The sequence below is a fragment of the Chitinimonas sp. BJB300 genome (assembly GCF_002735695.1).
Classification (GTDB): domain Bacteria; phylum Pseudomonadota; class Gammaproteobacteria; order Burkholderiales; family Chitinimonadaceae; genus Chitinimonas.
The window spans coordinates 15,375-31,246 of record NZ_PDZH01000010.1; the positions used below are offsets into that span (position 1 = coordinate 15,375).

The 15,872-nt window shown below is 55.2% G+C and carries 16 protein-coding genes; all 16 read right to left on the bottom strand.

Annotation, left to right across the window (positions count from 1 at the left end; translation table 11 throughout):
* Window position 1 precedes the first annotated feature (1 nt).
* Window positions 2-1,171, bottom strand: coding sequence for an HPP family protein (locus CSQ89_RS02940; RefSeq protein ID WP_099404699.1), 1,170 nt, complete (start codon window positions 1,169-1,171; stop codon window positions 2-4).
* A gap of 91 nt (window positions 1,172-1,262) precedes the next feature.
* The gene (locus CSQ89_RS02945; protein ID WP_099404700.1) at window positions 1,263-1,811 is read right to left on the bottom strand and encodes a GNAT family N-acetyltransferase; all 549 of its coding nucleotides are present in this window, start codon (window positions 1,809-1,811) and stop codon (window positions 1,263-1,265) included.
* 62 nt (window positions 1,812-1,873) lie between these two features.
* Window positions 1,874-2,983 carry an aspartate-semialdehyde dehydrogenase gene (asd, locus tag CSQ89_RS02950; RefSeq protein WP_099404701.1) on the bottom strand — a complete coding sequence of 370 codons (1,110 nt, stop codon included), beginning with the start codon at window positions 2,981-2,983 and terminating at the stop codon, window positions 1,874-1,876.
* Window positions 2,984-3,010: 27 nt separating this feature from the next.
* A complete protein-coding gene (locus tag CSQ89_RS02955; protein WP_199065174.1) occupies window positions 3,011-3,268 on the bottom strand; it encodes a hypothetical protein in 258 nt (85 codons plus the stop codon).
* Window positions 3,268-4,332 (bottom strand): 3-isopropylmalate dehydrogenase, encoded by a 1,065-nt coding sequence (gene leuB, locus CSQ89_RS02960; RefSeq protein WP_099404702.1) that lies wholly within the window; start codon window positions 4,330-4,332, stop codon window positions 3,268-3,270. Before leuB ends, CSQ89_RS02955 begins: the two co-directional genes overlap by 1 nt.
* A 459-nt stretch (window positions 4,333-4,791) precedes the next feature.
* Window positions 4,792-5,223: a MoaF-related domain-containing protein gene (locus CSQ89_RS02965; protein WP_099404703.1), complete on the bottom strand. Its 432-nt coding sequence runs from the start codon at window positions 5,221-5,223 to the stop codon at window positions 4,792-4,794.
* A 122-nt stretch (window positions 5,224-5,345) separates the two neighbouring features.
* On the bottom strand, window positions 5,346-5,873 hold the full coding sequence (locus tag CSQ89_RS02970; protein WP_099404704.1) for a hypothetical protein: 528 nt from the start codon (window positions 5,871-5,873) through the stop codon (window positions 5,346-5,348).
* Complete coding sequence (locus CSQ89_RS02975; RefSeq protein ID WP_099404705.1) at window positions 5,863-6,195, bottom strand: hypothetical protein; 333 nt, start codon at window positions 6,193-6,195, stop codon at window positions 5,863-5,865. Before CSQ89_RS02975 ends, CSQ89_RS02970 begins: the two co-directional genes overlap by 11 nt.
* Window positions 6,196-6,205: 10 nt before the next feature.
* A complete protein-coding gene (gene leuD / locus CSQ89_RS02980; protein WP_099404706.1) occupies window positions 6,206-6,844 on the bottom strand; it encodes a 3-isopropylmalate dehydratase small subunit in 639 nt (212 codons plus the stop codon).
* 175 nt (window positions 6,845-7,019) lie between these two features.
* A complete protein-coding gene (gene leuC / locus CSQ89_RS02985) occupies window positions 7,020-8,426 on the bottom strand; it encodes a 3-isopropylmalate dehydratase large subunit (protein WP_099404707.1) in 1,407 nt (468 codons plus the stop codon).
* Window positions 8,427-8,520: 94 nt separating this feature from the next.
* Window positions 8,521-9,093, bottom strand: a complete 573-nt coding sequence (gene pgsA, locus CSQ89_RS02990) for a CDP-diacylglycerol--glycerol-3-phosphate 3-phosphatidyltransferase (RefSeq protein ID WP_099404708.1) — start codon at window positions 9,091-9,093, stop codon at window positions 8,521-8,523.
* A gap of 92 nt (window positions 9,094-9,185) precedes the next feature.
* Window positions 9,186-10,994 carry an excinuclease ABC subunit UvrC gene (gene uvrC / locus CSQ89_RS02995; RefSeq protein ID WP_099404709.1) on the bottom strand — a complete coding sequence of 603 codons (1,809 nt, stop codon included), beginning with the start codon at window positions 10,992-10,994 and terminating at the stop codon, window positions 9,186-9,188.
* A 273-nt stretch (window positions 10,995-11,267) separates the two neighbouring features.
* Window positions 11,268-11,678, bottom strand: coding sequence for a cell division protein FtsB (ftsB, locus tag CSQ89_RS03000; RefSeq protein WP_099404710.1), 411 nt, complete (start codon window positions 11,676-11,678; stop codon window positions 11,268-11,270).
* 96 nt (window positions 11,679-11,774) lie between these two features.
* Window positions 11,775-13,070: a phosphopyruvate hydratase gene (eno, locus tag CSQ89_RS03005; RefSeq protein WP_099404711.1), complete on the bottom strand. Its 1,296-nt coding sequence runs from the start codon at window positions 13,068-13,070 to the stop codon at window positions 11,775-11,777.
* A gap of 100 nt (window positions 13,071-13,170) precedes the next feature.
* Window positions 13,171-14,022, bottom strand: coding sequence for a 3-deoxy-8-phosphooctulonate synthase (gene kdsA / locus CSQ89_RS03010; protein WP_099404712.1), 852 nt, complete (start codon window positions 14,020-14,022; stop codon window positions 13,171-13,173).
* 158 nt (window positions 14,023-14,180) lie between these two features.
* The gene (locus tag CSQ89_RS03015; protein ID WP_099404713.1) at window positions 14,181-15,833 is read right to left on the bottom strand and encodes a CTP synthase; all 1,653 of its coding nucleotides are present in this window, start codon (window positions 15,831-15,833) and stop codon (window positions 14,181-14,183) included.
* Window positions 15,834-15,872 lie beyond the last annotated feature (39 nt).

Sequence of the window (15,872 nt, forward strand, 5' to 3'; positions counted from 1 at the left end):
TCTAGGTCTGCGAACCGGCGGGGCCGGCTTGGGTGGCAAAAAGCTGTTGATGAAACAGGCTGGCGATCAAGTCGGTCTGGCTGATCAGACCATATAAGCCGCCCGCTTCGTCCAAGACGAGGGTGAGGTGTTCTTCACTGACGCTCATTTGCGTCAACAGGTCTGTTACCGGCGTATTGACGCCCACTTGGGGCGGATTGGCGCGCATCAAGGCGGTAACCGGCTTCCCTTGCAGTTGACTCAGCGCATCCTGTGCCAATGTCAGGGTCGGTACATCCTGCAACATTGCGGCGGGTGAGAAAAGGCCGATAACCCTACCTTGCCCATCCATTACCGGCGCGCTGCTAATCTCACGCTGACGCAGCAAGCGCCAGGCATGCTCGGCCATTAGGTCTGCCGATAGAACCAACACATCGCGAGAGGCGATATCACCACAACGTAAACTGCCGGCCAGCCGGCTGGCGGCATGGCGCTCGGCTGAAATGTAGAGTCGCGCCAGCTCGGCGGGTGTCAGGTCCACCAGCAGATCAAGCTCCGCCACCGCGCGCGTGATATCGGCCTCCTGCACTGGGCCACGCGCCAGCGGCTCGGGATCTTTTGCGCCATGCTTGCTGTTCAGGTGCTTGCGCAGCGGATACTGCCGGCCCGGCAGCAGATTGTTGACTACGAACCCTACCGCCAGGATGGCGACCGCACCGGTCAAGATCGGATGGAGTAGATATACGAGCCCCAATTGGTGAATCGCAGGGCCGCCAATCACCGCCGTCAGCGCCGTTGCGCCACCGGGTGGGTGGGCACAGCGGCAAGCCAGCATGGCGACGATTGCTAAGCCTACTGCCAACGCAGCTGCCAGATGTGGTTCAGGGATAAACTGCTGACACAACACGCCGATAACTGCAGAGTTAAGGTGGCCACCCAGCAATGGCCAAGGCTGGCCCAGCGGGCTGGTAGGTAAGCCAAACACGATAACCGCCGATGCGCCCATTGAGGCCGTCATCAATACCGAGCCGAAGCCTGCGCTGACACTGGACGCAATAAGGCCGACCAGCAGAATGGCCAATGCACCGCCCAAGCCTGCACGAAGACGCTCCGGCCAACTGACCGTTGCCGCATCAGGCAGCCAATCACGCCAACGGGTGTATTTCATGGGCATGGGGAATGGGTCATGCATCGTCACAATCTGTACGGGGATGCTGGAGAGCGGTGGCTTCTATAGCGGGGCATGTCCGATAAGATTGAGCAAGCTGTGCAGTAGCAGGCAATTACATCAAGTCCGAAGCGATAAAGGAAAACAGCAGCGCATCACGCGGCTCACCGCGATAGAGCAAACGATTTCTTGCGATGCACTCTTCAACAGCGCCGATATTGCGCGCTACCTGCTGGCTGGCCTGATGCTTTACCTCGGCAATAATCTCAACCCGCACCAAGCCCAATACTTGCAAGGCGAAACGGGCTGCCGCAAGGGCTATTTGGCTGGCGATACCCCGCCCGGCATGACTGGAGCGAGTCCAATAACCCAGATTGCCGAACTGATGGTCGCGCCGGATATGGTTGATGGTGACCATGGCCAGTATCTGTCTGGACTGCTTGCACTGGGCCACAAAGGCGTATTCGGTGCCGGCATCCCAATTGACCTCGCTAGCGCTGACATATTGCGCGGTATGCTCCAGTTGGTAGTCCGGCCCACACCAGCTTTGCCATTGGCTGATTTCTGGCCGCGAAGCATCAATGGCGTTGAATAGGGCGGCGGCATCGGATGCGCGTAAGCGCCGCAACTCGAAATCATCATTGCTTAGCAACGTGGTCTGCATGAGGTATCACCAGGAATGCAAACGGCCCGGCCATAAAGCCGGGCCGTAAAGCTTTGTTCTACTTACTTGTCGAGCAAAATGCGCAGGGTGCGGCGCAAGGGTTCGGCCGCGCCCCACAAGAGCTGGTCACCACAGACAAAGGCCGACACATATTCCGGACCCATGTTCAGCTTGCGGACACGGCCCACGGCGATATCGAGTTTGCCCGTCACAGCAGTCGGTGTCAGTTCCTTGACCGTAATCGCACGGTCATTCGGCACGAACTTCACCCACTGGTTGGTGCCTTTGATCAACCTTTCGATTTCGGCCAATGGCAAGTCCTTGTTCAGCTTCAAGGTCAACGCGAGGCTGTGGCAGCGCATAGCGCCGATGCGCACACACAGACCATCCACCGGAATGGCTTTGGTATTACCCAGGATCTTGTTAACTTCAGCCTGGCCCTTCCATTCTTCCTTGGACTGGCCGTTATCGAGCTGCTTGTCGATCCACGGAATCAGGCTGCCGGCCAACGGTGCGCCGAAGTGTTCGGTTGGGAGCTTGTCATCCCGCATGGTCTCGGCTACACGGCGGTCGATTTCGAGAATCGCCGAAGCGGGGTCGGCCAGTAGGTGGGCAACCGAACCATTCAGCTGGCCCATCTGTGTCAGCAGTTCGCGCATATGCTGCGCCCCGCCACCCGATGCCGCTTGGTACGTCATCGACGACGCCCATTCAACCAGGCCAGCTTTGAACAAACCGCCCACACCCATCAACAGGATGGAATTGGTGCAATTGCCACCGATGAAATCCTTACCACCCTTGGCAATCGAAGCTTTGATGCCATCGAGGTTGACTGGGTCGAGCACGATGACGGCGTTGTCTTCCATGCGCAGCGTAGATGCCGCGTCAATCCAGTACCCGTTCCAGCCGGCAGCGAGCAGTTGTGGGTGGACTTCGGTGGTGTAGTCACCGCCCTGGCAGGTAATGATGATATCCATAGCCTTCAGCTCGACGATGGATTTGGCATCCTTCAGCACCGATACGCCGCGTCCCACGTCGGGGCCATGGCCACCGACATTCGAGGTGGTGAAGAAAACCGGGTCAATATGGGCGAAGTCATTCTCTTCGCGCATACGCTGCATCAGCACCGAGCCAACCATGCCACGCCAACCAACCAAACCAACTTTCAACATGATGTGTTCTTCCTAAATAAATAAAACTTACTGCTGAAGAAGGCACGGGTTAAGTCGTGCCATCAGGCGTACATCCTGATAACAACCATCCCGAAACGCGAAACCGCGCTGGATGCCTTCCTCTTCAAATCCAAACTTCTGGTACAAACGATACGCTGCCTTTTTGTCAACGAATACACCCAATTCAATGCGCAGCACAGCCAACCAACGATCTGCCGCAATACGGGCAAAAGCTTCCGCATCCGCCGGTACTGCACTACGTAATCTCAGCGTATCCTCCGCCATTAAAGTACCGCAACAACCGCATCGCCCATGACCGAACAACTGACCTTTTCGGTGCCTTGCTCGTAAATGTCGGCGGTACGATAGCCTTTGCGAAGCACTGTCTGCACCGCGCCTTCGATACGCTTCGCCAAGTCCTCTCGCGCAAAGGTGTAGCGCATCATCATGGCCAGCGACAGTATGGTTGCCAACGGGTTGGCCAAGTTCTTGCCGGCGATATCGGGTGCCGAGCCATGGCAGGGCTCGTACAACCCTTTGTTATGGGCATCAAGCGACGCACTGGGCAGCATGCCGATCGAACCGGACAACATGGAGGCTTCGTCGCTGAGGATATCGCCAAAGATATTCCCGGTGACAATAACGTCGAACTGCTTGGGGTTGCGCACCAGCTGCATGGCAGCGTTATCGACATACATATGGCTCAACGCCACCTCGGGGTATTGCTTGGCAACGTCGGTGACGATTTCCTTCCAGAACTCGGTGCATTCCAACACATTAGCCTTATCAACCGAGCAAAGCTTTTTGTTACGCTTCATTGCGATATCGAATGCCACCTTGGCGATACGGCGGATCTCCGACTCGCTATAGCGCATGGTGTTGAAGCCCTCACGTTCGCCTTCGGCGTTAACATGGATGCCGCGTGGTTGGCCGAAATAGATATCCCCTGTCAGCTCCCGAACAATCATGATATCGAGCCCCGAGACAACCTCGGGCTTCAATGTGGAAGCACCGGCGAGTTCCGGGTAAAGGATGGCGGGGCGCAGGTTGCCAAAGAGCCCTAAGTCCTTACGGATCGCCAACAAGCCGCGCTCGGGACGCTTTTCCCTCGGCAAGGCATCGTATTGAGGCCCGCCAACGGCGCCAAGCAAAATAGCATCGACAGCACGCACCGCATCGCGCGTGACAGCAGGGTAAGGATCGCCATACTGGTCATAGGCCGCGCCACCCAGCGGCACGGTTGTGGTTTCCACCGGTAAGCCTTCGGTTTTCAATTTATCGAGCACACGCCCGGCTTGTGCAACGATTTCCGGGCCGATACCGTCACCGGGGAGAATGGCAATCTTCATGCGTAATCCTTCTCTATATATCTTTGGCTGCGCTGTATTAGCCAGGGCAACCCGATCATAATCGTCAATGTCAGTACCACCAAGGTGGGCAGCATCCAGTCAGGATGGCCTGACCCGCCAGCAGCGCATAGGCCACTGGCTTGCCTAAGAACCTGTCTAAAGTCTACTGTGCGTCGGCAATATGGCGTTGAAAACACCCTCGGAATGCTCATTTACCATTTGTAAACTCCGCTTCCTCGGCTGTTTCCGCCTTCTCTTGCCTTAGCTCACAAGACTTTAGACAGGTTCTAACAATCAGATGCTCAATTTGCACACGAGATATTGATTGCTGTCTATAGCTTTTCGACGTGCTTATCAAAAGTAAGCAACACGCTCCGATTTAGAACAACTCGTTAAACTACTGACTTGGCGCACTTTCAATGGCAACGACAAAAAGCCATCTTTTCATAAACCAAAATATTATTCTTCCGTTTCAATGTGCTGGATAATCCCTCCATCAAAAACAGCCGATTGCGTCGGTGTTCCATAAAGACGTACACCCGACGAATAAATAATTCTTTTATTCAAGTCGATATAGAGCGTCATAAAATCCGGATGGTCTTTCTGATCCCACTGAACGAGATAAACATTTTCTTCAATCTGCCTGGAGTTATAAGGGATGTCTTTATCCGACCGCCCTTTCCCCGCGCCGGCCACCCATTCATAGCTCATTAATCCATTATCAAATGTGACATGTGCCGCATCCCCGGTCTGGTACTGATAATACAAGCCGGTACCATCAAGAAGGTGGGTGGCATCACCAAACTTATAAGGAGGTTGTGCGAAAACATTTGATGATATTAATACAGCCGCCAAACCCACCCATAATGAAACGCGACCAATTGACTTCATGATCTACTCCTTTGCAAGGTTAGGTTGTCCAGGCTGCATTAATCAATCCAAGATTGGCTTACTGAAACACACTGCAAATATCCACCGAGTCCTCTGATGATTAAATGAGAAACGCCACTTGATTATTTTGGTTCAGCTTTACGTCTAATACGGGTTACTTTGGCATCTATAGTCGCTAAGTCTTTAGCTTGCTCAGTATGCGCAAGCGCAACCCGATAACAATCATCTATATGGTTATCGCCAAGACGGGCCACCATCCGGTAACTCAGTGTGGCGGCGACAGCTTGCCCCGCCAGCGGCACAAAGCGGATCACCGTTTTACCCAGCATCCGGGTACCCAACTTGCGTAAGACCAGACTCAACAACTGCCGGCTGATCAATCGCCCAATGAAGTCACTGCCCACCCGCCCCGCAAGCAACAACAGATACTGGCGGCTGGCGGGGTCCAGTTCTGCCAGCTGGGTATGCGAAAGGCCAAAGCGGGCGCTGATGGTTTCGAGCAACTCAGAAAAGACCATGACATCGGTCAGCATATCCATACCCGGCACCGGAATAATCGCCGCCCCGGCCGACAGCCGTGCCCGTTTACGCACCAGCGCCTGACAATCGATACGTATCTGTTCCAATTCGCTCTGAGTACTAGCCAGCATCGCAATTTCTCCGTGGGTCACGCGTCAATCTATCCACCAGCAGCTTTTCACAGCATTTGAATCCCACCCAACAGGCCAGCGCAACGTAGCTGAGCACCAGCAATTCAAGCAACTGTCTGAGCGCGCCCTCCTGCGCTACCTGCCAGCCGTATTCCAGAAAGAGGTCCAGATTGGCTTGCAGCAACATAATCAGGTTCAACGAACAGATACCAAAGCCAAGAAAGCACACCCCCATCAAACCAAACGTCAACCAGGCATGCTGCCGTAGTCGACTGAGCACCTGCACAGGCAGCCGGGCGATAAAGGTAAGCCATCCGTGCATAGCGGCGCAATCAGGCGTACAGCCAGGGCTGTTCGATACGGCGTTGGGCTTCGAAGGCTTTAATTTTGTCTGCGTGATTCAGCGTCAGACCAATTTCATCGAGACCATTGAACAGGCAGTGCTTACGATGACCCGTAATATCAAAACCAAAGCTTACGCTAGCGGGCGTGGTGACAGTTTGCGCCGCAAGATCAATCGTCAGCCGATATCCCTCATTTGCCTGGGCTTCCTGAAACAGCTGCTCAACGGTTTCGGCAGGCAGCACAATCGGCAGCACACCATTCTTGTAGCAATTGTTGAAGAAGATATCGGCGAACGACGGCGCGATGACGGCGCGGAAACCGTAGTCCTCCAGCGCCCAGGGTGCATGCTCCCGCGAGCTGCCGCAGCCGAAATTTTCCCGCGCCAACAGTATCTGGGCACCCTTGTAACGTGGAAAGTTCAACACGAATTCCGGGTTGAGCTGCCGCTTGCTGTTATCCATGCCGGGTTCGCCATGGTCCAGATAGCGCCATTCATCGAACAGATTGGGGCCAAAGCCCGACCGCTTGATCGACTTGAGAAACTGCTTGGGAATGATGGCGTCGGTATCAACATTGGCCCGGTCCAACGGGCATACCACGCCGTTCAAAGTAGTGAATGCTTGCATGCTTGTCTCTCTATACCCGCCGGCAATCAACTGCCAGCATTATCGGCAGCGCGTTCATGACTTCGCCACCCGCTTTGATATCCTTGCCCATGCCCTGCAATGTCTTGCAGGCAGTGAGCTGAGAGCGTCAATTGTTTCAATTGATCCGCTCCCAGGTTTCGTTATAAAGCCGAATTCAGGCAAACGTACGCACGTCGACAAAGTGGCCAGCGATAGCCGCCGCGGCCGCCATTTCGGGGCTTACCAAATGCGTACGCCCACCCTGCCCCTGCCGGCCTTCAAAATTTCGGTTCGAGGTCGAAGCACAGCGCTCACCCGGCTCAAGCCTGTCGGCGTTCATCGCCAAGCACATCGAACAACCTGGCTCACGCCACTCGAAGCCGGCATCGATGAATACCTTGTCCAGCCCTTCGGCCTCCGCCTGCTGCTTGACGAGTCCAGAACCCGGCACGACCAGCACCGCCTTCACATTGGTAGCTTTCTTATGGCCCCTGGTAATAGCGGCTGCCGCGCGGAGGTCTTCAATACGACTATTGGTACACGAACCAATAAATACTTTATCGACTGCAATTTCGTTTATGGGCGTATTGGCTACCAACCCCATATAGTTTAGCGCACGCTCCATACCTGTCTTACGGGTGGGGTCCAACTCAGCCGCAGGGTCAGGCACGCGATCATCAATGGTGACCACCATCTCGGGCGAGGTACCCCAAGTCACCTGCGGGGCGATACTCGCGGCATCCAGTTCAACAACAGCGTCAAACCGGGCCCCATCATCTGAAACCAGAGTGCGCCAATAAGTCACGGCTTGGTCCCAGTGTACAGCCTTGGGGGCAAACGGGCGGCCGTGCAGATAATCAATCGTATTTTGGTCTACAGCCACCATCCCGGCGCGCGCACCCGCTTCGATCGCCATATTACATATCGTCATCCGGCCTTCCATACTGAGGCTACGAATCGCCGAGCCGCCAAACTCAATCGCGTAACCCGTCCCACCGGCAGTACCAATCTTGCCGATGATAGCCAGCGCGACATCCTTGGCGGTAATGCCATGACCCAACTTACCTTCTACCCTGACCAGCATGGCTTTGGACTTTTTGGCGACCAACGTCTGAGTAGCCAGGACATGTTCCACTTCCGATGTGCCGATCCCATGCGCCAGACAGGCAAAAGCCCCATGAGTGGAAGTGTGACTGTCACCGCAAACCACTGTCATGCCCGGCAGCGTTGCGCCTTGCTCAGGGCCAACCACATGGACGATGCCCTGGCCTTTGTCCTTAAAGGGAAAATACGCCAACGCCCCGACTTCACGGATATTGGCGTCTAGCGTTTCCACCTGTTGACGTGAGATTGGGTCTTGGATGCCTTGGTCCCAATGGTCCGTCGGGGTGTTGTGGTCTGCCGTCGCCACAATGGAAGAGATGCGCCAAGGCTTGCGCCCTGCCAGTTTCAGTCCTTCAAATGCCTGCGGACTGGTGACTTCATGGACCAGATGACGGTCAATATACAGTAGCGCGGTACCATCGGCTTCTTCGTGTACCACATGGCTCTGCCAGAGCTTGTCATAGAGGGTCTGCGCCATTGTTTACTCCACAGCCAATTAGTTGCGTTCGGGGAGATCGAACTTATCACGTGCTCAGGCACGCTAGCAACCGATGGCGGGAGCCGATCCGGCTTTACTGGCGGCCGGTTAATTGGGGCCAGGCCATGCGCAGGTAATAGCCCATCGACCAGAGTGTCAGCACGGCGGCAATCAAGAGGCAAAGCGAGCCCAGCAACTGCATGTTGACGCCGGGAATAACGTTTTCATGGAACAGCAGCACGGTAATCGCCACCATCTGCGCTGCCGTTTTCACCTTGCCGACAAACGATACCGCCACGCTCTTGCTGTTCCCCAGTTGCGCCATCCATTCACGTAATGCAGAAATGGTGATCTCGCGACCAATGATGATCGCTGCGAGCCATGCTTCTGCCCGGCCCAGTTGCACCAGCAGGATCAGCGCAGCCGCCACCATCAGCTTGTCGGCCACCGGGTCGAGAAAGGCGCCGAAAGCGGATAGCTGGTTCCATTTGCGAGCCAGATAGCCATCAAACCAATCGGTAATGCCCGCAAGCATGAATAAAATCGCGCCGACCATGTTCTTGGTCGCCGGCAGCAGCCAACTATCGGGAAAGTAGTAAATACCGAGAATGAGCGGAATCGTCATGATTCTCGCCCAGGTAAGCAGATTGGGAAGGTTAAAGGGCATGTCGCCAGTCAAAAGGAGTTGGGGTCTTCCAGTTGCAGCCTGTTTAAATGTAAACGGCACCACGTCCTGGCAAGATTGCTGGATGCACAGCCTCAGTGTAATGCTTGATAGATTTTTTCAGCCAGCGTTTGGTTGATACCCTCTACTTGGCAAAGGTCTTCCACGCTCGCTGCCTTAACACCTTGCAGGCCACCAAAACGGCTTAGCAGCTTTTGCCTGCGCTTGGCGCCAATACCTTCGATTTCTTCCAGGCTCGACGCCACCCTTGCTTTACCACGTCTGGCACGATGGCCGGTGATGGCAAAACGGTGGGCTTCGTCGCGGATGGTCTGAACCAGATGCAAGGCGGCTGAATCGCGCGGCAATTGTAGCGTCTGGTTCCGCGAAGGAACAATCAACTGTTCCAGCCCTGGCTTGCGCGACTCACCCTTTGCCACCCCAACCAAGAGCGCACCCTGCAACCCTACCTCTTCAATGACCTCCACCGCCACGCCAATCTGGCCTTTACCGCCATCGATCAAAATCACATCCGGGACCATACCTTCACCCTGGGCAATCTTGCCATAGCGACGGGTCAGCACCTGACGCATGGCAGCATAGTCATCGCCTGCCGTTATCCCGGCAATATTGTAATGCCGATATTCCTTGGGCTGCATACCCAGCCTGTCATAAACCACACAGGACGCCACTGTCGCCTCTCCCATTGTGTGGCTGATATCAAAGCATTCAATGCGTTGAGCTGTATCTGGCAGTTGCAGCGCTACTTGCAGCGCCTCTATCCGACCCAGCTGGGTTGATTCCGACAACAACCGCTGCTGAATGGCGAGCACGGCATTTTTCAACGCCATTTCAAGCCACACCCGTCGTTCTGTTATGGGATTGGACACAATGGAGATCTTGCGGCCGGCTTGGGCACTGAGCAGTTCGTCCAAGGTCACGTTATCACTGCTGCTATTGCAAACAATGACCGGCGGAATATTGCGGTCCAGATAGTGCTGCACCAGAAAGGCTTCCAATGCCCCTTGGGCATCGTAACCTTCGCCATGCGCAGGGAAGAGCGACTTGTCGCCAACGTGACGCCCACCACGGATCATGACCAGATTGACACAGACCAAGCCATTCTCAACCACACAGGCGACGATATCGGCATCGGTTTCACTGGCGTTGCTGGAGACAAACTGCTTCTCCTGAACCTTAGCCAGGGCATGTATCTGGTCGCGATAGGCCGCAGCCTCTTCGAATTGCCAACTGGCGGCAGCAATACGCATCTTGGCGTCCAGATCGGTCAACAAGTCATTAGCCTTGCCTTGCAGGAACTGCGTGGCGTTGAGTACATCCTGCTGATATTGCTCGGCAGGAATCTGCTCGACACAGGGACCACTACAGCGTTTGATCTGGAACAACAGGCAAGGTCGGGTACGGTGTTCAAATACCGAATCTTCACAAGTCCGCAACTTGAATACCCGCTGCAATAACTGAATGCTTTCCCGTGCCGCATAGCCATTGGGGAAGGGGCCAAAATACTGATTCTGTTTATCCAATGCGCCCCGGTAGTACGCAAGACGGGGGTAGCGATGGCCGCTGAGCATCAAATAGGGGTAGCTCTTGTCATCGCGAAACAGGATGTTGTAACGCGGCGCCAGCGCTTTGATCAGGTTGTTTTCCAGAATCAACGCTTCCGCTTCCGAGCGCACCACTGTGGTCTGAATATCCGCCACTTGGCCCAGCATCAATTTGATGCGGGGTGATTGGTCATTCTTCTGGAAGTAACTGGATACCCGCCGCTTGAGGTCGATCGCCTTACCCACATAAAGCACATCCTCCTTGGTGGAGAGGAAGCGGTACACGCCCGGCAGATTGGGCAGGTTGGCTAGGATAGGCTTGGGGTCAAATACAGGCATGGGGCCATTTTAACGGGAAGAAACTGCTTAGTACCTGCCTAAAGTCTCGCGAGCTAAGGCAAGATAAGGCGAAAACAGCCGAGGAAGCGGAGTTTACAAAGGGTAAATGAGCATTTCGAGGGTGTTTTCAACGCCATATTGCCGACGCGCAGCAGACATTAGACAGGTTCTTACACCCTTAATCCACCCGCCTATCTGCGAAACAAAATAACGAACGACTACAAGCAAAGCGGCAAATAACTACCCGCCAAGTCTCCACACTGCCATTTAGGCTCAAGGGTCTATTGGTTCTGGCGGCGGGGGCTCGGTGGGATTTGGCTGGGTGTCATCACTCAGCGGGGCTGAGGGTATGGCGTCAGGCGCAGGTTGCTCGGGCGGCGCTACCGGTGGTTTAGGCGCAATCGACGACGGTTTCGGGTCCAGAATCTGGAAAAAGACCTCATCCTGCCGAACCATGCCAAGCTCGTTGCGCGCCCTTTCTTCAATGGCATCCGTACCTGTTTTTAGATCTCGCACTTCAGCTTCCAGCGCGTTGTTGCGTGCTTCCAACTTTTGATTCTGCTTTTTTTGCTCGCCGAGTTGATTTTCGATCTGCCATACCTTCAACCAGCTGCCCTTGCCTATCCAGAGCGGCCACTGAAGCAATACAACACAGGTAGCGAGAATGAGGGCAAGAAGACGCATGGGCGCGATTGTAGGTGGGATCAGACCAAACGGGCAAAAGAATAGGGGCAAAAAAGCAGCGCCCCCTTCTTTTTTACATCTTGAAACAGAATCTACTTACTTCTTCAACTGATAGAAGGCAGCACGGCCAGGATAGTAAGCCGCATCACCCAGCTCCTCCTCGATACGGAGCAGCTGGTTGTACTTGGCCATACGGTCCGAACGACTCAGGGAGCCTGTCTTGATCTGCATACAGTTGGTGGCCACTGCCAGGTCGGCAATCGTGCTGTCTTCGGTTTCGCCCGAACGATGGGACATCACCGAGGTGTACCGATTACGCTTGGCGAGGTCGACAGCCTGCAGTGTTTCAGTCAACGATCCAATCTGGTTTACCTTGATCAGAATCGAATTACAGATACCCTTTTCGATGCCCTCGGCCAGGATTTTGGTGTTGGTCACAAACAAGTCGTCACCGACCAGTTGCACCCGGTCACCCAGGCGGTCGGTCAACAACTTCCAACCATCCCAGTCACGCTCACCCATGCCGTCTTCAATCGATATGATGGGGTAGTTATCAGCCAAGCTGGCGAGGTAATCCACCATCTGAGCGGAGGTCAACTCACGCTTATCGCTCTTCTTGAACACATATTTGCCAGAAGCCTTGTCGTAAAACTCGGACGCGGCGCAATCAAGGGCGATCATGATGTCGCCACCAAAACTGTAACCCGCCTTTTCCACCGCTGCCTTGATAAGTTCCAGCGCGGCTTCGGCATTCGCTACGTCGGGTGCAAAGCCGCCCTCATCGCCAACCTGGGTAGGCAAGTGTTTGTCGTGCAGAATCTTCTTCAGATTGTGAAAGATTTCAGCACCGTAGCGTAGCGCTTCACGGAAGCTGGGTGCGCCAACAGGCACAATCATCAGCTCCTGGAAGTCCAGGCTGTTATTGGCATGCTCGCCACCATTGATCACATTCATCATCGGTACCGGCAAAGCCATTGGGCCCGAACCGCCGATATATCGGTATAGCGGCAGGCCCGCCTCCTCCGCTGCGGCCTTGGCTACGGCCATCGACACCGCCAGGATGGCATTGGCGCCCAGGCGGCCTTTATCGTCGGTACCGTCAAGCTCCAGCATGGTGCGGTCGATAAACGCCTGCTCGGATGCATCCAGACCGATGATGGCTTCGCAGATTTCGGTGTTGACGTGCTCCACAGCCTTCAACACACCTTTGCCCAGATAACGGGCTTTATCGCCATCGCGCAATTCCAGCGCTTCGCGCTCGCCGGTGGAGGCGCCACTTGGCACGGCAGCACGGCCCATCACGCCACTTTCCAGCAGCACGTCGGCTTCAACAGTCGGGTTACCACGCGAGTCGAGGATCTCGCGGGCGATGACTTCTACGATTGCGCTCATCGGTATATTTCCTTGATAGCGATGTGGAGGATTCGAATCAGGTGATGTTGAACACGCCCGCTATATGTAGGCAAGTGCGTTCAACCTTCAAACAACTGCTTTACAGCGTGTTCTCGTGCAGGGGCTGGTGTTTCACCAACCCATCCAGCGCTTTCAATACGGCCAGCAATTCCTTCATACGCGGCAAAGGCCAGGCATTGGGGCCATCCGACATCGCCACAGCCGGGTTGGGGTGCGTTTCCATAAACAGGCCCGCAACGCCCACAGCAACAGCGGCGCGCGCCAAAACCGGCACATGCTCGCGCTGGCCGCCGGACTTATCGCCCTGCCCACCGGGCAACTGCACCGAATGCGTCGCATCAAACACAACGGGGCACCCCGTGTCGCGCATGATGGCAAGGCTGCGCATATCTGAGACCAGATTGTTGTAGCCAAAGCTGGCACCGCGCTCGCACGCCATGAAGTTATCTTCCGGCAGCCCTGCATCGCGCGCGGCTTCACGCGCCTTGTCCATGACATTCTTCATATCGCCGGGAGCAAGGAATTGGCCCTTTTTGATGTTTACCGGCTTGCCACTTTGCGCACAGGCACGGATGAAATCCGTCTGACGGCACAGGAACGCGGGGGTCTGTAAGACATCCACCACCGCCGACACCGGCTTGATCTGGTCAATTTCGTGGATATCCGTCAACACCGGCACGCCAATCTGTTCGCGCACCTTGGCCAGGATACGTAAACCTTCATCCATGCCGGTACCACGGAAAGACTTTCCGCTGGAGCGATTCGCCTTGTCAAAGCTCGACTTGTAGATGAAGGGAATGCCCAGTTCTGTGGTGATTTCCTTCAATGCCCCGGCCGTATCGATGGCGAATTGCTCACCTTCGATGACACACGGCCCTGCGATCAGGAAGAAAGGTTTGTCCAGGCCAATATCGAAGCCGCAAAGTTTCATGATGTACTACTCCGTGAGGAGTGAGGCGGGAGGTGTGAGATGGGGCCATGCTTCGCCTCACACCTCACACCTCACACCGCACGGGTTAGAACCTAACAATGTCTTATTGCATACCTTACAGGGTGCAATGCCAAGCGTCAGTCGCTACAAGGCGGGGATCAGCAACTTAAGCCGTCACGCCCCTGTTCACGTGCGTAGGCAATCGCGGCTTCCACATAAGCCTTGAACATCGGATGGCCATCACGTGGCGTCGAGGTGAATTCCGGGTGGAACTGACAACCAAAGAACCAGCGATGATCCGGCAATTCAATCGTTTCGCACAGGTGGTTCGGATCAGTGGACCGACCGCTGACTCGCAAACCCGCCGCTTCGAGCCGCGACAGATAGTGATTGTTCACCTCATAGCGATGACGATGGCGCTCGGTGATGCGCGTAGCGCCATACACACGGGCAGCGAGCGATCCGGCTTTCAGATCACACTCCTGGCTACCCAAACGCATGGTGCCGCCCATGTTCGAATTCTCATCACGCACTTCGATCCTGCCATCATGGTTAACCCATTCATCGATCAACGCCACCACCGGGTAGGGGGTATCAAGCGTAAATTCAGTCGAGTTAGCTTCAGTCATGCCTGCCATATGGCGGGCGTATTCAATCAGCGCCAGTTGCATGCCTAAACAGATGCCGAGGTAAGGCACATTGTTCTCACGCGCATACTGCACCGCACGAATCTTGCCTTCCACGCCACGCTTGCCAAAACCACCGGGCACCAGAATGGCATCCATGTTCTTGATCTGGTCGAGGTTACCGCCTTCGAGTTCCTCTGAATCCACATAGTGGATCTTCACCGCGCTCTGAGTATGGATGCCGGCATGCTTGAGCGCTTCAATCAACGATTTGTAGCTCTCGGTCAGGTCAACATACTTACCCACCATGGCGACATTCACCGTCTGCTTGGGGTTCTCGATGGCGTCGACAATCCGATCCCACACGCCCAGATCGACATGGGGTAGATCCAGTTGTAGCTGCTTACAAATGATGTCGTCGATATGCTGCTCGGAAAGCACGCGCGGAATCATGTAGATACTGGCCATATCCGGGCAGGACACAACCGCCTTCTCGGCCACATTGGTGAACAAGGCGATCTTGCGGCGCTCATCATCGGGCACCATACGATCGGCGCGGCAGATCAGCACATCAGGCTGAATACCGATTTCACGCAGTTCCTTGACCGAATGCTGGGTGGGTTTGGTCTTGATTTCGCCAGCTGCCGCTATGTAAGGCACATAAGAGAGATGCACGAAGCAGGTGTTCTCACGCCCCAGCTGCACACCCATCTGGCGAATCGCTTCCAAGAAAGGCAATGATTCGATGTCGCCGACCGTGCCGCCGACTTCGATTACAGCCAGTTCGGCATCTGCAGCACCCAGGCCGACGAAATGCTTGATTTCATCGGTGATATGCGGGATGACCTGGACTGTCTTGCCCAGATAATCGCCACGGCGTTCTTTCTTGATGACCGACTCATAGATCTGGCCGGTGGTGAAATTGTTGGCTTTCTTCATCTTGGCGTGGATGAAGCGCTCGTAGTGGCCCAAGTCAAGATCGGTTTCGGCACCGTCTTCGGTCACGAAGACTTCGCCATGCTGCAAGGGGGACATGGTGCCCGGATCCACATTAATGTAGGGATCGAGCTTCATCATGGTGACCTTGAGGCCGCGCGATTCAAGGATGGCTGCAAGCGACGCGGCGGCGATGCCTTTCCCCAGAGAGGAGACAACGCCGCCGGTAACGAAGATAAACTTGGTCATTGGCTGAAAACGCACAGGTGGTAATTCCGTATTCTACTC